This is a genomic window from Mesorhizobium sp. AR02 (assembly GCF_024746835.1).
Lineage (GTDB): Bacteria > Pseudomonadota > Alphaproteobacteria > Rhizobiales > Rhizobiaceae > Mesorhizobium.
Genome location: NZ_CP080531.1, coordinates 3,996,297 through 4,014,470, shown reverse-complemented (window position 1 = coordinate 4,014,470; position 18,174 = coordinate 3,996,297). Strand labels below are relative to the sequence as shown.

Here is an 18,174-nt window from a genome sequence, read left to right as displayed (position 1 = left end):
CATCTGGTTCCAATCGGCTACCTCAGCAGACCGTCGGCAGGGCCGTCAGCTGTGAGCGAAGATATCCTCTTCGTCCCAGCCCATCAGGTCAAGCTTGGCCCGTGTCGGCAGGAAGCGGAAGCAGGCATCGGCTTCCTTGGTCCGCCCCTCGCGCGCCAGCCGCCCGGCCAGCACATCGCGCAGCCGGTGCAAATAGAGCACATCGGAGGCGGCATATTCGAGCTGCTCGGGCGACAGCGTCTCGGCCGCCCAGTCCGACGATTGCTGCGCCTTGGACAGGCCGACGCCGAGAAGCTCGAAGCAGATATCCTTCAGCCCGTGCCGGTCGGTGTAAGTGCGGGTCAACCGCGAGGCGATCTTGGTGCAGAACACCGGTTCGGGCATCACCCCAAACGCGTTGTAAAGCACGGCCAGGTCAAACCGGCCGAAATGGAAGAGCTTCGTCACGTTGCGGTTCTTCAGCAGGCTGACGAGGTTCGGCGCCTTCTTCTGTCCGGGTGCGATCTGAATGACGTCGGCACTGCCGTCGCCCGGCGAAATCTGCACCACGCACAACCGGTCGCGATGTGGGTTCAGACCCAGCGTCTCGGTGTCGATGGCCACCGCCTCGACATTGTAATGCGAAAGGTCGGGCAGATCATGCTTGTGGAAACGGATATCGGCCATTGTCTTCTCCGGTCGCGGCGTTCCCCGTCCTCGCCGCGATCCGGTGAAAAATCAACATAAAGTTGATTCTCACGCTCCTTTAGCGCGTCAGTGCATCAAGAATACGCGCCCAGGAGCGCTGGCCCTTATGGAAGGACGAGAGTTCGTATTTCTCGTTGGGCGAGTGGATGCGGTCGTCGTCGAGGCCGAAGCCGACCAGCAGCGATTCCATGCCGAGATAGGTCTGGAAGTCGCCGACCACGGGGATCGAGCCGCCGCTGCCGGTCGTCACCGCCGGCTTCGGCCATTCGTCCGACAGCGCGTTCTTGGCCTTGGCCAGGAATGGTGAATCATAGGACAGCTGGATTGCCGGCGAGCCGCCATGCGGGTGGAATTCGACCGAACAGTCGGCCGGGATGCGCTCCCTGACGAATTTCTGGAAGGCGGCTCGGATTTTCTTGGGATCCTGCTTGTGGACAAGGCGGAACGAGACTTTCGCCGATGCTTCCGCCGCGATCACCGTCTTGAACCCCTTGCCGGTATAGCCGCCGATGATGCCGTTGAACTCGGCGGTCGGCCGCGCCCAGGTGAGTTCCAGCACCGAACGGCCCTTTTCGCCGGACGGGATCGACAGGCCGACAGGCCCGAGGAAGGTCTCGGCCGTCTCGCCCAGCGTCTCCCAGGATTTCAGCACCTGCGTCGGCGTTTCCTCGACGCCGTCATAGAAGCCGGGGATGGTGATGTGGCCATCCTTGTCGTGGATGTCGGCGAGCACCTTGGCCAGGATGCGGATCGGGTTGGCGGCGGCACCGCCATAGAGGCCCGAATGCAGGTCGCGGTCGGCGGCCTTCACCGTGATCTCCTCGCCGACCAGCCCGCGCAGCCCGACGCAGATCGATGGCGTGTCGCGGTCCCACATGCCGGTATCGCAAACCAGCGCGAAGTCGGCCTTGAGCTCGTCGGCATTGGCCTCGAGGAATGGTTTCAGCGACGGCGAACCGGACTCCTCCTCGCCCTCGAACAGGATGGTGACGCGGCATGGCAGATTGCCATGCACCTGCTTCCAGGCGCGGCAAGCCTCGACAAAGGTCATCAGCTGGCCCTTGTCGTCGGCCGAGCCGCGCCCGGTGATGACCTTGTGGTCGGGCCCGACCTCCTTGATGGCAGGCGCGAACGGATCGCTTTCCCACAATTCGATCGGGTCGACCGGCTGCACGTCGTAATGGCCATAGAACAGCACATGCGGCGCGCCGGCCGGCCCCTCATGATGCGCCACCACCATCGGGTGGCCTGGCGTGTCGCGCACGCTGGCATCGAAGCCGATCAGCTTGAGTTCCGCCACCAGCCATTCCGCCGCCTTGCGGCAGTCGGCGGCATAGGCCGGATCGGTGGAGATCGACTTGATCCTGAGCAGGCCGAACAGCCGCTCCAGGCTCTGGTCGAGATTCTTGTCGAGACGGTCGAGGACGGGGGAAACTGCGGACATTTGGCAAGCCTTTCGATTCAGAGCCGGAACCGTAAAGGCAGAGCAGCGAAACGAAAAGCCCGGGATCATTGGACCACGGCGCCAGTCGGCTGCCGCGGGCCAAAAAAAGACCGCCGTGGTGGAGGGGGAACCACGGCGGCCTTGTACTCGAAACGATGCGGCAGCCCGGAGAGGGGGGATAGGCTGCCGCAGTTGTCCGGGATAGGCGGGGGACGGGCCTTGCTCCGGACTCGGCGAAAACTGCCGATGACGTTTATTTGGGTCTCTGAACGTGGCGATTCAAGGGCATCAACGTTACACTTTTGTAACGTGCCCGTGAGCGGGCCTGTATAACCCCGATCTGTCAGGGTGTTGACGGAACCGATACCTGACGGTGTCTTTGGCATGGACCAAGCCATCGCGCCGCGCTATCCCTGCCGGCATGAAAAAAGGCGATCATCTCTTCCTTGTCGACGGTTCCGGCTACATCTTCCGGGCCTACCACGCACTGCCGCCGCTGACGCGCAAATCCGACGGCCTGCCGGTCGGTGCCGTTTCCGGTTTCTGCAACATGCTGTGGAAGCTGATGCAGGATGCCCGCAACACCGATGTAGGCATTGTGCCGACGCATTTCGCGGTCATTTTCGACTATTCCTCGAAAACCTTCCGCAACGACCTCTACCCCGAATACAAGGCCAACCGTTCCGCGCCGCCGGAGGACCTGATCCCGCAATTCGGCCTTATCCGGCAGGCAACCAAGGCGTTCAACCTGCCGTGCATCGAGATCGAAGGTTATGAAGCCGACGACCTCATCGCCACTTATGCCAAGCTGGCCTGCGAGGCCGGCGGCGACACCACCATCATCTCCTCTGACAAGGATTTGATGCAACTGGTCGGCGCCACGGTCGGCATGTACGACCCGATGAAGGACCGTCAGATCGGCATCCCCGAAGTCATCGAGAAATGGGGCGTGCCGCCGGAAAAGATGGTCGACCTGCAGGCACTGACCGGCGATTCGGTCGACAATGTGCCTGGCGTGCCCGGCATCGGCCCGAAGACGGCGGCGCAACTGCTGGAGCAGTTCGGCGACCTCGACGGGCTGCTGGCCCGCGCCGGCGAGATCAAGCAGGACAAGAGGCGCGAATCGATCATCGCCAACACCGACAAGGCGCTGATCTCGCGCCAGCTGGTGACGCTGAAGAACGACGTGCCGGTAGCCGACGGGCTGGACGATTTCGTCCTGCATGCCCCGGACGGGCCGAAGCTGATCGGCTTCCTCAAGACCATGGAATTCACCTCGCTGACCCGCCGCGTGGCGGAAGCGACCAGCACCGAGGCCGGCGACGTCCAGGCTGTCGCGGTGACCGTGGAACGCGCCGACAATGCGCATGGCCCTGACGTCGGCGCCGGGGCGCCAGTTGTTGCCCGGGGCGGTACCGAGCCTGGCCAGGCCAACGGAGCGGCAACCGCCACACCGACGACGGACACCGCGAAGCAAGGCGATACCCCTTCGCTGCTCTCAGCGTTGCGGCTGGAGCGCGCGGCCATCCGCAAGATCGACACGTCGGCCTATCAATGCATTCGCGATATCGCGACACTGAAAGCCTGGGTCGCCGAAGCGCGGGAGGCTGGTGTCACCGCCTTCGACGTCAGGGCGACATCGGGCGATCCGATGCAGGCCGAACTGATCGGCATGGCGATAGCCACGGCGCCCGGCCGCGCCGGCTACATTCCCTTCGCCCACAAGAGTGGCAATGGTGACCTGCTCGGCGGCGGCGCGCTCGAAAACCAGATCCCGCTTCGCGAGGCGCTGGCGGTGCTGAAACCGCTGCTCGAGGACAAATCGGTCCTCAAGATCGCGCAGAACCTGAAATACGATCTGGTCATCATGAGCCGCTACGGCATCGATGTCGCGCCGTTCGACGACACGATGCTGATCTCCTACGTGCTCGATGCCGGCACCCCGCATGGTCACGGCATGGATGCGCTGGCCGAGAAATGGCTAGGCCATACCCCGCTCCAGCTCAAGGATGTGACCGGCTCCGGCAAAAGCTCTGTCGGTTTCGATCAGGTCGACATCGACAGAGCGACCACCCATGCCGCCGAAGACGCCGATGTGACGCTGCGGCTCTGGCTGGTGCTGAAGCCCCGGCTTGCCGCCAAGGGGCTGGTGTCGGTCTATGAGCGTCTCGAACGGCCGCTGGTGCCGGTGCTGGCGCGCATGGAACAGCGCGGCATCTCCGTCGACCGGCAGATCCTGTCCAGGCTGTCGGGCGAACTGGCGCAAGGTGCTGCCCGGCTCGAAGAGGAAATCTACCAGCTCATCGGCGAGCGCATCAACATCGGCTCGCCCAAGCAGCTCGGCGATATCTTGTTCGGCCGCATGGGCCTGCCCGGTGGTTCGAAAACCAAGACCGGGCAATGGTCGACATCGGCGCAGCTGCTGGAAGATCTTGCCGCCGAAGGCCACGAACTGCCGCGCAAGATCGTCGACTGGCGCCAGCTGACCAAGCTGAAATCGACCTATACCGATGCGCTGCCCGGCTTCATCCATCCGGACACCAGGCGCGTCCACACGTCCTACGCGCTCGCCGCGACGACGACGGGACGTCTGTCATCCTCCGACCCGAACCTGCAGAACATTCCGGTGCGCACGTCCGAAGGACGCAAGATCAGGACCGCCTTCATCGCCGACAAGGGCAACCGGCTGGTCTCGGCCGACTACAGCCAGATCGAACTGCGCGTGCTCGCCCATGTCGCCGAAATCCCACAATTGCGGCAGGCTTTCGCCGACGGCGCCGACATCCATGCCATCACCGCGTCGGAAATGTTCAACGTGCCCGTGGAGGGCATGCCCTCGGAAATACGCCGTCGCGCCAAGGCAATCAATTTCGGCATCATCTATGGCATCTCGGCCTTCGGCCTCGCCAACCAGCTGTCGATCCCGCGCGAGGAGGCCAGCAACTACATCAAGAAATACTTCGAGCGCTTCCCCGGCATCCGCGACTATATCGAGGAGACCAAGGCCTATGCCCGCGAGCACGGCTTCGTCGAAACGATCTTCGGCCGCCGCATCCATTATCCCGATATAAGATCGTCCAATCCCTCGCTCCGCGCCTTCAACGAACGCGCCTCGATCAACGCCCGCCTGCAAGGCACCGCCGCCGACATCATCCGTCGCGCCATGGTGCGCATGGAGGAGGCGCTGGACAAGGCGAAACTGTCGGCCCGCATGCTCCTGCAGGTGCATGACGAACTGATCTTCGAAACGGTCGAGGCCGAAGTCGAAGCGACGATCCCCGTCGTGCGCCACGTCATGGAGAACGCGGCGATGCCGGCGGTATCCATGTCGGTGCCGCTGCACGTCGATGCGCGAGCCGCGAACAACTGGGACGAGGCGCATTGATGCATATTACCCTAACCTACAAGGGTCCTGTGCAAGGCAATGCAAGAAAACAGAGCGATGTGTGGCGACTCAGAAAATCTTTTCACAAGCAATTACATAAGCTTAGCGCCACGGACGAGTTCGGCTATGTAGAGAAATATGCAAGCCAAGAAACAGAAAATTTACACCCAAATATCGGCATCGAGATAGCAAACTCGCGATATGTTCCGTTTGTTACATCTAAAATGAAAACTCGTTGCTCTCTTTACATCAGGGTTTTGAGAGGCGTCAGGCAATACAACCCCGTACTCGGAAACGTTGACCTAGACAACAGAGTAAAGACCTTAATTGACGCGCTACGAGCTCCACAGCAAGTGGGAGAAACGCGAGAGTCGGACGGAACAGTTAGATACGTCCTTTTGGAAGACGACTCGCTGATAGGTGGGATAACAGTGAAGTCCGACCATTACCTAGATGAAGATGACGAAGGCGTCGTCCTGGCAATTATAACTGCCAATATCCATCTCGCGCACGCCACTTGGGCCAATATGCATCTCGGCTATCCGACAGCCCCGTTTTGATCTTCTCCGAGGCGTTTGACGAAGAACGTCATGCCGCTTCGGCCCGGCACTTCGCACACGTCCCGCGGAATTCGATCACCGCCTTCTTGGCGGCGAAGCCGGTCGAATGAACCCATTCGTTCAGCCGGTGGTCGACATCGTGATCCGACATTTCGGTCACCTGGCCGCAGGTGTCGCAGATGGCGAAGGCGGTCATCGAATGGCTGTGGTCGTGCGGCTCGGCGCAGGCGACGAAGGAGTTGATGCTTTCCAGCCGGTGCACGAAGCCGGATTTCACCAGCGTGTCGAGCGCGCGATAGACTTGCAGCGGGGCGCGGAAGCCGCGTTCGCGCAACTGGTCAAGCAAGGTGTAGGCGCTGAGCGGCCCGCTGGCGGCCTCGAGCTTCTCGAGCACGCACACCTGGTTTTTCGTCAGCACATCCCTTGCCGCCATGGTCCGGTTCCAACTTGTCCTGCGCCATCCCAGGGCTGTTTGCCCATGCAAACGGCCTGATTCCATTCAGATAGCGACGAACCGCCGTCTTTGCTACTCTTCTGTTGTTGTCCCGGGCCAATCGATCACGTGCGGGCACATTTGATGGCGGAGCGACATTCAAAATACTGACAAAATCCTCGACGAGGGTGGTTTCGCTTGGGAAATTCGATCGGGCTTGGGGAAGCGATATGATCAAATTGACACGCCGGACGCTGCTTGTCGGCACGTCCGCGCTGATGGCCGCCAGTACGGTCTCGTTTCGCGCGCTGGCGGCATCGCGCACCTATCATGCGCTGCTGGTCGGTTGCACCGAATACCCTGCCCTGCCGCAGAGGAACTGGCTGATCGGGCCGAAGAACGATGCCGGCCTGGTGCACGAGTATCTGTTGAAGAACGTGCCCGACCCGGTGCGGTTCGCGCCCGAAAACGTCACGCTGCTCGCCAAGGATGTGCCCGGCGCCAAAGGCTTGCCGACCCATGCGGCGATCAAGGCGGCGCTCGCCGACCTTGCCGCCAAGGTTCAGCGCGACGATTTCGTCTATCTGCATCTCTCCGGCCACGGCGCCCAGCAGCCGGAAATGGTCAAGGGCGACGAGACCGACGGACTCGACGAGATCTTCCTGCCCGTCGACATCGACAAATGGATCAACCGCGACGCCGGCGTACCGAATGCGCTGGTCGACAATGAAATTGGCGATGCGTTCGATGCCATCCGCAATAAGGGTGCCTTCATCTGGGCCGTTTTCGACTGTTGCCATTCCGGTACAATGACGCGTGCCGTGGAAGTCGACGACGAATTCGAGCGCAAGATCGAGTTCGCTGATCTGGTCGGCGGCGACGAGGCCGCCAGGGCTGCAGCCATCAAGACTTACGCGAACACCGTCGCTAGCGCCTCGCGCGGCCTCGACGAGAATGGCGCGCGCAAACCCGCCTTCAACCTGACGCCAACCGGTGGCGAGCCGATCACCAAGGGCAAGCTGGTCGCCTTCTATGCCGCGCAGACGGTGGAGACGACGCCGGAGATGCCGCTGCCCAAGGGCACGACGGATGCGCCACGCTTCGGCCTGTTCACCTTCACCATCTTGTCGAAACTGGCGGAAAATCCCAACGTCACCTATCGCCAGCTTGGCCAGGCCGTGCTGCAGCAATATTCGGCCGACAGCCGCACCCGGCCGACACCGCTGTTCGAGGGCGAACTCGACGCGCGCGTCTTCGGCACCGACAAGACCGACGCCGTCATGCAGTGGCCCATCGTCATCAAGGACGGCGAGGCGACGATCGGCGCCGGCCTGCTGCATCGCCTGACGCCGGGCAGCAAGCTCGCTATCCTGCCGTCGGCGCTGTCGTCGCTGTCCGACGCGGTCGGCTATCTCGAAGTGGAGTCGGCCAAAAACCTGGAGAGCCATGTCAAACCGGTCGAGTTCGAGAAGAAGCCGGCACTCAAGCTCACCGACATTCCCGCCAACGCCTATGCGCGGGCGGCGGAGATCGCCGTCGACTACAAGCTTGCCGTGGCGCGGCCGGCCGCGACCAACGGACTGGAGAAGGAAACCGAACTGGTCAATTCGATTCTCGACGAACTGGCCGCGGCCAAGGAGACCGGCTTCAACATCGAGCTGGTCGACCCAGGCAAAAGCGCCGAGCTGCGCTTCGCGGTGATGCGCGAGAATGCGATTGCAGGCGCCGCCGGGGACGCCACCGACAAGCCGGCGCTGTGGTTCCTGCCGGCGTCGGGCGACGTGACCTTGAAGGACGGCAGCAAGCCGCCGCTGATCATCATCCATCCGGACGACCGCCAGAAGCTGGTCGACGCCACGACCAGGAATTTGCGCACCATCTTCCGCGCCACCGGGCTGTCGCGGCTGGCGGCGGCCTCCGACTACAAGCCCGAGGATGTCGACGTCCAGTTCCAGGTCAAGCGCCGCGACAAGGATGGACTCGAGCCCTTGCAGGCCTCGGTGGTGCCGCGCGTCTCGCCAGGCGACGAAGTGCATGTGCTGGCCAAGAACAGCTCGGACCAGCTCGTCGATATCAACGTGCTCTATGTCGGCAGCGACTATTCGATCACCCACATCGTTGCCGAGCGCCTGGCGCCACAGGCCACCCTGGAGGAAGGGCTGCTCGCCTTCACCGACACCAGCTTCGGCATGGAGCGGATGATCGCGGTGCTGACCGAGGCGCCGCCGGAGAGCGAGAAGGAGGATCTGAGTTTCCTGGCGCAGGACGGCGTCGCGTCGATGACGCGCGGGCTCGGCCCCGCCAGCTTCTCCGACATGCTCGCCGATATCGGCGCGGCGCCGCCGACCCGCTCGGTCATGCGGCTTGCCGACAAGAGCGGCCCCAAGGGTGCGGTGATGATCTTCCCGATGGAGACGGTGCCGCGCGCCTGAGTTCCGGCGCAGGGCCACACGGCCTGGTACAACCGGCTCTTGCGCGATTGGCGCGATATGAGAACATCCCCAGCCGCAGCCAAGGACCCAGCGGCTGATGAAGCAGATAGGATCGATTGTGAAGAAGCCTTTATTTTCCTGGCGCGGAACGATTGCCGGACTTGCCGGCGGTCTGTTGCTGATCGCCAACGCGTCGGCAGAGGACGCTTGCGGCCTGTGCGTCAAGCAGATCGTCACCAACTCGGAACTGGCGACCTGTTTTCTCGATCAGTACGACCAATTCGCTAAAACCAGCAGTGACGCGGTGGTGGTCGATCTTTCGAGTTGCGCCTCGCGCGGCATCGTCGAGGCATTACCGTCACCGACAAAGGCGCCTGCGGAACCGGACGTGCAGTTCATGGTTTCGCGCCCGCAACTGCAGTGCCTGAAGAAGCAGCTGGAGACGCCGGGCATCGTGCTTGATCCCTCCGCCACCATCGAACTGGACAACTGCAAATGAAGAAGCCGGGGGGCACGACAAAGCAGACACCGGTGGCCGCGCTAGCCAACGCGCCGGCGGCCAAGCAGACGCTGCCCGAAACCACGGAAGGTTTCCCCTGGCCGAGCAGCCATGAGATCAAGAAGGAGAGCAATCCCTTCACCGATCGCGACTGGCGCATGCTCGTCTATGCCTGGTCGGGCATGCTGGTGCGTTTCGCCATCATCTTCACCCTGGCATTCTCGGTCTACCAGTTCCTCGCCAACCAGGAGCAGAAGCGTGTCGAGCAGACGATGTCGTTGGTCGAGCTCTGGGAAACCAAGGACTACCAGCAGGCGCAACGGGCGCTCAAGGATCGTCTCTCAGCCCTCAATGCCAAATACGACAATCTGCTCAGCGCCAATCCCTCGCCGACCGAGGAACAGGTTTTCCGGCAGCGCATCGGCATCGAGGCGATGACCGCCTCCGGTGGCGACATGCCGCTTGCCGATTTCAGCGAGAATTTCGACCGCATCGTCTATTTCCTCAACCGCCTGTCCTTCTGCGTCGATGGCGATCTGTGTTCGCGCAAGGTCACCGACGCCTATTTCCGCGACTACGCCATCTCATTCTGGAGTTATTTTGCCGGCTATGTCGACAAGCAGCGCAAGGCCGGTTCACCCACCTTCGCCACGGCGATCGAAGCCTATGTGCGCAACGGGCCACCGGCCGAAGCCAAATAGCGATGGGAAAAGCCCGGGTCAGCGTCCGCCTCATGCGTGCCTGCAGGTGGCTGGCCATGGCTGGAGCTTTGGTCACGGCCTCGTTCGCCCGCGCCGAGGATGCCCCGGATTTCCATCTCGATCTCGACACCGGCGGCCATACCGCCCGGATCGCCGACCTGGCCTTCACCCCCGACGGCGAGGACGTTGTCTCGGCATCCGACGACAAGACCATCCGCATCTGGGACTGGCAGAGCGGCGTGACGCTGCGCACCATACGCGGCTATCTCGGCAATGGCAGCGACGGCAAGATCTTCGCGGTTGCGGTTTCGCCGGATGGCAAGGCGATTGCGGCCGGCGGCTATTTCGGCGCCAGCCTCGGCGACAAGCCGCCCTATGGCGACATCAGGCTGTTCGATTTCGCCACCGGCAAGATCAAGGCCGTGCTCAAGGCCGCTGACTACGCGACCTATGACCTCGCCTTTTCTCCCGATGGAAAGACGCTTGCCGCCGGCGGTGCCGATGGCGTCGTCTATTTGTGGAAACAGGACGACAAGGCCACGTCAGGCTGGACTCTGGACAAGAAACTCGACGCCGATTCCTGGCACATCGACAAGCTGGCCTTCGCCGCTGCAGGAACCCGGCTGGCTGCAACAACAACCGACAACGGCATCCGGCTCTGGGATGTCGCCAAGGGCGAGGAGATCGCCTTGCCGGCAGAGGCCGAACCATTGCGGGACATCAGCGTCCTGGCGCTGGCGATCTCGCAGGACGGCAGCCTATTTGCCACCGGCAGCAAGGACGGCCAGGTGCAGCTCTGGCGCGCGGCCGACGGCACGCTGGTGCGCGCCATGCCGAAGCAGGATTTTCTCATCGGCGCGCTGACCTTCGCCAAGGGATCGCTTCTGGTCGCGTCCTGCGGCTATCGCTGCGCCGACAAGAACCGTTCCATCGTCTGGAACACCGACAGCGGCGAGAAGCTGCTCGATTATGCCGGCCATGACGGCACGGTCTATGCCAGCGCCGCCAATGCCGACGGCTCGCTGGTGGCGACCGCCGGCGGCACGCGCAACGCCATCCAGGTCTGGGACCCGGCGACCGGCGAACGCAAGGCCTTGCTGCAGGGGGTGGGAGAGCCGGTGACCGCCATCGGCATCGACGCTGCAAACGGCATCATCGCCTGGGGAAATGCCAACCCCTGCCCCGAGCGCGTGGCTTGCCCGGCACAGATGGGTGCGCTGGACAAGAGGCTGGAGCTGCCCACGACCGAGCGGTTCTTCGAGGATCCGCAACCGCTGACGGAGCCGGACTCGTTTGCCCGCGCCGCGCTGACCGATGGCGAGTGGTCGCTGCACGCCACTCAAGGCGGCAAGGACGCACTGGAAAACGCGGTGCTGGAAATCGCCAATGGCGGCAAGGTGGTACGCTCGATCGAGAACGATGCCACCAGCGGCTTTGTCCATTCGGCCTTCACGCTGATCGACAACGGGCTTGGGCTGATCACCGGCGGCAATGACGGCACGCTGCTGGAATACAAGGCCGCGACCGCCAGGGTTTCCGGCGAATTCACCGGCCATACCGGCGAGATCAACGCCATGGTCGCCTCGCAGAAGGCCGGCCTGCTGGTCACCGGCAGCGCCGACCAGACAGTGAGGCTGTGGAACCTGAAGACGCACGAGCTGATCGTGTCGATGTTCTTTGCCGGCTCGCAATGGATCGCCTGGATGCCGCAGGGCTACTATTATTCCTCCGACGAGGGCGACAAGCTGATCGGCTGGCAGGTCAACCAGGGCCGCGACCATGAAGGCCGCTTCATCCGCGCCGGCCAGCTGAAGAAATATCTCTGGAGCCCGGAAATGGTGCGCCGCGCCATCATCCTGCGCAGTGCCAAACAGGCGGTGAACGAGATGCGGCCGGGCGTCGACGACGAGCTGCAGAAGCTACTGCAGCGCAAGCCGCCGGAATTCGGCATCCGGCTGGCCGACGACCAGAGCAAGGTGCGCGACGGTTATGTCGCCGTCGAGATCACAGGCGCTAAGGAAGCCGGCACCGATGTCGCCGGCTTCTCGATCCTGTCGAACAGCCGCAATGTCGGCGACGTCACCACGCGTTCGGCGGACGGCAACAAGACCGTCGTCGAAGTGCCGGTCGAGAATGGCGAAAACACCATCCGCATCACCGGCACCAATGAATATGGCTATCTGACCGAGCGCAGCGTGACGGCGCTGGCGAGGAAGACCGAAAAGGCCGAGGCCAAGGGCAAGCTCTATGTCGCGGTGATCGGCGTCGACAAATATCCGTTCCTGACCGACGCCTGTTCCGGTCACGCCTGCGATTTGCGCTACCCCGTCGACGACGCCACCGAATTCCTCAAAGTGATCGCACAGAAGTCGGCGCCGTTGTTCTCCTCGATGGAGACGCTGGTTCTGGTCAACCGCGAAGCGCTCGACGAAAGCCCCGACAAGGCCAAGCAGACATACACCGTCGCCAGCGCCGACAACATCATGGAGCCGGACTCGCACACGATCGACGACCAGCTTGCCGATTTCCTCGACAGACCCGGCGAGCACGACACCACCATCATCTTCGTCGCCGGCCATGGCATCAACATCGACGAGGACTACTATTTCATCCCGACCGATGGCCGCAAACAGGATGCCGATCGCTGGAAGCGTTCGTCGCTTGTCGACTGGGGTGATATCCAGAAATCGGTCGAGCGGGCCAAGGGCATGCGCTTCATGCTGCTCGACACCTGCCATGCCGCCAACGCCTTCAATCCGCGCCTGGAAAAGGACGCGCAGGACGCACGCATCGTGGTCTTTTCAGCCACCGCCGCCAACAACACCGCCGCCGAATTGCCGGAACTCGGCCACGGCGTCTTCACCTATTCGATCCTCGAAGGTTTGCGTGGAAAGGCCCGGACTTCCGATGGCGGCGTCACGCTGTTCGGGCTCGCCGATTTCATTTCGCGCGAAGTGGTGCGGCTGACCGCGTCGAAGCAGAAGCCGTTCTATTATGTCGGCGGCGTGGAGAACATCGTGTTGGCCGAGCCGTGAGGGGGCTGCGCCAAGGCACCCCCCTCTGTCCTGCCGGACATCTCCCCCGCAAGGGGGGAGATCGGCTGTTATTGCTGCTTTCGCCAATCTTCAATGTTGCAAGACGGGTTACGAGGCGGAAGCTGCTAATCTCCCCCCTTGCGGGGGAGATGTCCGGCAGGACAGAGGGGGGTGCCTGGGCGCAGACCGGCATTCCGCTGATCTTTGCAATCACTCTCCTCACCTTGTTTCCCCTCCCCACCTTCGCCGCGCCCATCGTGTGCCCACCCGGCACCGAAAACTTCCCGCCCTTCTACGACGACGCCACTCTGTTCAAGAACGCCATCGCAAACGTCACCGATGTCCAGCCTTCCAACCAGCGGCTGACCGGCATCACCGTGCCGCATCATCTCTTGGCCGCCGACCTCGTGGCACTCGGCTTCCGGGCAGCATCGGGCTTCCGCTACAAGCGCATCGTCATCCTGTCGCCGGACCATTTCCACAAGACGCACAAACTGTACGCCACCACGCTGCGCGGCTTCGACACCGTGCTTGGCCCGGTGGCTGCCGACAGCGATGCCGTGCGCCTTCTCGAAGCACACAGCGACATGGTCGAGGAATCCTGCCTGTTCGACAAGGAGCATGGCGTGCGTGCCATGCTGCCGTTCCTGCACCATTATTTCCCCGAGGCGAAAATCGTGCCGGTGGCGATGTCGGTGAAGGCGAAGCGCGGCGACTGGGACAGGCTGGCCGAAGCGCTGAAAGCCATCGTCGATCAGGACACGCTGATCGTCGAATCCACCGACTTTTCGCACTACCTGCCGCAGCACGATGCGCGGCGCTTCGACCAGCAGACGCTGAACATGCTGGCCGCCGGATCGCTCGACAGTATAGCGGGGTTGCGCCAACCCGATCACGCCGATTCCGTCGACGCGCTCTACATCCAGACCAGGCTGCAGCGGGAATTGTTCGGCGCTCAGCCGCTGGTGGTCGCCAACGAGAACTCGCAGGAACACACGTCGGATTATGTCGAGCGCACCACCAGTTATGTGGTGGCGCTGTTCGGCGCCTTCGGTCCCGGCTTCAACAACCCGGCACGGCCAAAGGACAGGATCTACTATCTCGCCGGTGACGTGAATTTCGGCCGCGCCATGAAGAAGATCCTGGTTCGCGACGGCGTTGCTGACAAGATCGTCGACAGCATCCTGGCGCTGACCGGATCGCGGCCGCTGATCGTCAATCTCGAAGGCGTCATCCTGCCCAACGTGCCGGAAGCGATCGACGACATGACGCTGGCCATGCCGGAAGACCTCGCCGCCAGCATGCTGAAGCGGCTGCATGTCGCCGGCGTCAGCCTCGCCAACAATCATGCCTATGATCTCGGCCCCTCTGGCTATGCCGAGACGCTGCACGCGCTGGACGAGGCCGGCATCGCGCATTTCGGCCAGGGCGAGACATTGGCGCTTGCCGATCTCGATCTTGTCGGCCTGACCGACATCGACACCAACGGCTCGAAGAACACCGACCTGTTGACCCCTGCTCTGCTCGACCGGCTGCTGCATGAAAATGCGCAGCGGCCGGTGGTCGCCTTCGTCCATTGGGGCCGCGAGTACAGAACAGAACCTTCGGCGCGCGAAGACATGCTGGCCGATGAGATGCGGCTGCGCGGCGTCTCGGCCATTGTCGGCGGCCATCCGCATGTGTCGAGCGAGGCGATCGTCCCGCTTGCCGGCGGCGATGTGGCGGAGGTCTATTCGCTCGGCAATTTCCTGTTCGACCAGAGCGCTGAGCGCTCGTCCGGATCGATGCTGGAGCTGCGCGTCTTCGCCCAGGGCACGATCTTCACCCGGCTGATCCCGCTGCCCAACTATTTCGAGATGGGCCGCAAATAGGCGCTTCCCAGGGTGTGTTGAGATTCAGGTCAGGCCGGCATCGCCTGAATATCAATACACCCTAGCCGCAGCCCGCCATCTGGCGCGGCAGATAGCACGCCGCCGGTTCGGTCTTGGTCTCGAACAGCGACTGCTTCGGCCGGAAATAGAAGAAGGTCACCGGCTTGCTCTCGCGCACGCTGCCGTCGGCAAAGTGCGCGGCGATGCTGAAACTGTGGATCGACGACATCGATGACCACATTTTCAGCCGCGCCGTATAGGCGCTGACGTTCTTGTTGCCGCGCACCGGCATGGCAATGGTGTAATCGTGCTTGCCGATCGGGAATTCGATGTTCTGGTAGCGCATCGCTTCCGGACTGCCGCCACCGCCATCGCCGCATTCGGCCATCGATTCAGGGGTCTCGAAGACCGCCATGGTCATCTGGGCACGGAAGGGCTCGCTCTGCTGGTAGACGTTGCCCTGATCGTCGGCCCAGGAATAGTCGAACTTGCCGATCGCATTCAGCGTCATGGCCTGGTTGAAATTGCCGAGATAGTCGCCAACCTCGCCGAATTTGATCTTGTTGGTGAGCTGGCTACGGCAGACATTGAGACTGTCGACCGAAGGACAGGGGAAACGCCCCGTTTCCAGGCTCGCCGTGTCGACGCCGGCCTCGTCGAGCACGCTCTTGATCGACACGTCGACACCCTCGCCGAAATCCCCAATATCCTTGTTGAACATGCGGCTTGGCTGGCCGGTCGGCTTGCCCTCCTCGTCCACCGTGGTGAACTGGATCGACATCTTCATGTCCTTGGCGTCGCCCCAGCCGCTGTTGATGATCGAGAAATCCGGCCGGAAGCCGATGCAGCCGAAATGCTCAGAGATCGACAGCATCGGCTTGCGGTAGGCGTCGCTGGCAGCGACCTTCATTTCCAGGCTGTCGAGCTTGACCCTGGACTCGTCCGTCGTCTTCAGGTCGACCTCGGCAAAGGCCGGCGTGTTTTCCCAGTCCGGACCTTCATAGACATTGGTGGTGTTGACCTGTCCGGTGCCATTCCAGGCGTCGTTGTAAAGGTTGTCTTCCGGATAGATCGCAACATCCTCGTCGCGCACCAGATGCTGGTATTTCATGTCGGCCTGCTGGGTCATGCGCTGGTCGACGATGACGCCGATCTCGACCTTGTCGGCATCGCCGCCGCCGGCCTGCGCCTTGAGCAGGCCGCCGACCCTGGCATCGGCCAGCACGTCGGGACGCGATCCGCCGACCTCCTTGCCCATCACCCATTGCGATTCATAGACGGTGCCGCCGGCGAGCCGCGTGGTGCCCTTGCCATTCTTCAACCCACCGACAAAAGAGCCGGCAAAGATCTCTCCTGTCTTCGACAGCAACCGGCCCTCGCCATTCGGGACGCCGGCGACGAACTGACCTTCATAGCGGTTGCCGTCGGCATCGATATGGATGCCCTTGCCATTGAGTTCTCCGCCAAGCCAATGGCCGTCGAAAACCTCGCCCGAACGCAGTTCGAGCCGGCCTTGCCCGTCGGGCCGGCCGTTCCTGACATCGCCGAAATAGCTGGAATAGACGGTCTTCGGGTCATAGCTCGCCGAGCCGCGCACCCGCCACACCAGCCTGCCCTTGCCATTGATCGTGCCATCCTCGGCAATCGTCTTGTCAGGCGACTGGCCCGCCGCCGGCTCCCAGACGAAGTCGAGGTTCTTTTCCGGATGGAAATCCCAGGCGCGCACGGTCCTGCGCAGCACCGAGCGTGTGTCGGCCTGATAGAGGATCTGCACGCGCTCCGCCCAGGCGCCGCCGACAGGGGCGGGATCGGCAAAAGCCGGTGAAAGCATCAGCGTGGCCAGCATCGATGCGGCCGCGATCCCGGATACTGCCCTTGCCCGCGCCATCCCTTGACCCCTTGGATGCCTCGCCTCCTTTTGGCGAGCCAAGCGTAGTCGGGGCGCCTGCCTCGTGCAAGGGAAGCCGTGCGGAAGGATCGGCACGAAAAAGGCGGCGGGATTGCTCCGCCGCCTTTTTTGTAACTGCGCGTACGAGGGTTATTTGTACAGGCTGTTGATCCACTGGACGTTGGCGGCGTTCAGGCGCACGGCGGTGTTCGCCTCGGGGCTTTCCGCCACGTTGACGCCGGTGATGATGCGCTGCTTGGAGCTGTTGTCATAGGCATAGACCGAGCTGCCGCTCGACCCCGGGAACGTATCGCAGTCATACTGGAAATATTCCGGAGCGATGTTCTCGGCTTTCACCTCGCAGCTTGTCTTCCACATCGTACCCATCGGCTTGTCGCCGGGATAGCCGACGAGGTTGGCGGTGAAGTCGCCAAGATCGTCATAGTTGGCGTAGCCCAGCCAGCCGAGGTTGGTGCCGACATCCTGCTTCAGCGTGATGATGCCCAGGTCCCACGGGATGACCGAGCCGTAATAGCCCTGGTAGTTGTCGATGAAGCCCTGCAGCACATAGGCGCTTTCATAGGTGAAGGCACCGAACGGGGCATCGTCGGCGGTGCTGCCATTGAGGCCCGGCACGAACAGATACTCAGTGAGCCAGTCCTTGTCTTCATGGCTGTAGAGGCAGTGCGCCGCGGTGAGCACCGTGCGCGGGCCGATCAGCGTTGCCGAGCAGCTGCCATAGCTGCCTGTCTTCGCCGATTTGGCTTCGAGATAGCCGATTGCCGAGAACGGATAGGTCTTGGTGTTCTTGACCTGCTCGCGATCGTCGGTGCCGAAAACCTGGCGGCCGGCTTCGCCTTCGCCGAGCCCGGGATCCTCGGTCTTGCGCGGGCCACCTTCAGCTCCATTGGCCGGCGCATTCAGTTCCTTGATGATGAGCTCGCGCAGCGCTTCGCTCGGCTCGATCTTGATCACCTTGCCATCGGCGGACCGTCCGACGATGCCATAGGATTTGACAGCCGTCTTCTCGTCGGTGAGCGGCGCGGCGCGGCTGTCTTCATCGGTAAGCTTCGGTGTCGTGATCGGTTTTGCCCGACCGGCCTTGAAGTCGCCTGAAGATACATCCCGCATGCTTTCGCCATTACCGGCACTGGCGGAACCAGGGTCGGCGGCGAAAACCGGGACCGTCCAAATTGCGGTGGAAAGCAATGCGGACGCTATCATAACGTTTGTCAGTTT

General features: G+C 62.6%; 12 protein-coding genes. 7 read left to right on the top strand and 5 right to left on the bottom strand.

Translation table 11 applies throughout. The features are described from left to right. Window positions 1-45 precede the first annotated feature (45 nt). Both DBIPINDM_RS23555 and DBIPINDM_RS23550 read right to left on the bottom strand, forming a co-directional pair. On the bottom strand, window positions 46-666 hold the full coding sequence (locus DBIPINDM_RS23555) for a ribonuclease D (protein WP_258581465.1): 621 nt from the start codon (window positions 664-666) through the stop codon (window positions 46-48). Window positions 667-745: 79 nt separating this feature from the next. Beyond that, window positions 746-2,131 (bottom strand): M20/M25/M40 family metallo-hydrolase, encoded by a 1,386-nt coding sequence (locus tag DBIPINDM_RS23550; RefSeq protein ID WP_258581464.1) that lies wholly within the window; start codon window positions 2,129-2,131, stop codon window positions 746-748. A gap of 421 nt (window positions 2,132-2,552) precedes the next feature. Here DBIPINDM_RS23550 and polA point away from each other — a divergent pair, with 421 nt between their 5' ends. Next, window positions 2,553-5,516 (top strand): DNA polymerase I, encoded by a 2,964-nt coding sequence (gene polA, locus DBIPINDM_RS23545; protein WP_258581463.1) that lies wholly within the window; start codon window positions 2,553-2,555, stop codon window positions 5,514-5,516. Continuing rightward, on the top strand, window positions 5,516-6,076 hold the full coding sequence (locus tag DBIPINDM_RS23540; RefSeq protein WP_258581462.1) for a hypothetical protein: 561 nt from the start codon (window positions 5,516-5,518) through the stop codon (window positions 6,074-6,076). The genes polA and DBIPINDM_RS23540 overlap by 1 nt, the downstream gene beginning before the upstream one ends. Before the next feature lie 28 nt (window positions 6,077-6,104). Here DBIPINDM_RS23540 and DBIPINDM_RS23535 read toward each other — a convergent pair whose 3' ends face one another. After that, window positions 6,105-6,509 carry a Fur family transcriptional regulator gene (locus DBIPINDM_RS23535; protein ID WP_258581461.1) on the bottom strand — a complete coding sequence of 135 codons (405 nt, stop codon included), beginning with the start codon at window positions 6,507-6,509 and terminating at the stop codon, window positions 6,105-6,107. 230 nt (window positions 6,510-6,739) lie between these two features. Between DBIPINDM_RS23535 and DBIPINDM_RS23530 the strand changes: the two genes are divergently transcribed. From DBIPINDM_RS23530 to amrB, 5 genes are all read left to right on the top strand, one after another. After that, complete coding sequence (locus tag DBIPINDM_RS23530; RefSeq protein ID WP_258581460.1) at window positions 6,740-8,941, top strand: caspase family protein; 2,202 nt, start codon at window positions 6,740-6,742, stop codon at window positions 8,939-8,941. Window positions 8,942-9,116: 175 nt separating this feature from the next. Next, entirely contained in the window at window positions 9,117-9,440 is a 324-nt protein-coding gene (locus DBIPINDM_RS23525) for a hypothetical protein (RefSeq protein WP_258581459.1), read from the top strand. Then, window positions 9,437-10,141, top strand: coding sequence for a hypothetical protein (locus DBIPINDM_RS23520; protein ID WP_258581458.1), 705 nt, complete (start codon window positions 9,437-9,439; stop codon window positions 10,139-10,141). The genes DBIPINDM_RS23525 and DBIPINDM_RS23520 overlap by 4 nt, the downstream gene beginning before the upstream one ends. A 56-nt stretch (window positions 10,142-10,197) precedes the next feature. Next, window positions 10,198-13,176, top strand: coding sequence for a caspase family protein (locus DBIPINDM_RS23515; RefSeq protein WP_258581457.1), 2,979 nt, complete (start codon window positions 10,198-10,200; stop codon window positions 13,174-13,176). Between the two features lie 149 nt (window positions 13,177-13,325). Then, complete coding sequence (amrB, locus tag DBIPINDM_RS23510) at window positions 13,326-15,047, top strand: AmmeMemoRadiSam system protein B (RefSeq protein WP_258581456.1); 1,722 nt, start codon at window positions 13,326-13,328, stop codon at window positions 15,045-15,047. A gap of 61 nt (window positions 15,048-15,108) precedes the next feature. Here amrB and DBIPINDM_RS23505 read toward each other — a convergent pair whose 3' ends face one another. Together DBIPINDM_RS23505 and DBIPINDM_RS23500 are read right to left on the bottom strand one after the other, a co-directional pair. Continuing rightward, on the bottom strand, window positions 15,109-16,935 hold the full coding sequence (locus DBIPINDM_RS23505; RefSeq protein WP_258581455.1) for an MORN repeat-containing protein: 1,827 nt from the start codon (window positions 16,933-16,935) through the stop codon (window positions 15,109-15,111). A gap of 150 nt (window positions 16,936-17,085) precedes the next feature. Beyond that, the gene (locus tag DBIPINDM_RS23500) at window positions 17,086-18,066 is read right to left on the bottom strand and encodes a trypsin-like serine peptidase (RefSeq protein WP_258581454.1); all 981 of its coding nucleotides are present in this window, start codon (window positions 18,064-18,066) and stop codon (window positions 17,086-17,088) included. Window positions 18,067-18,174 lie beyond the last annotated feature (108 nt).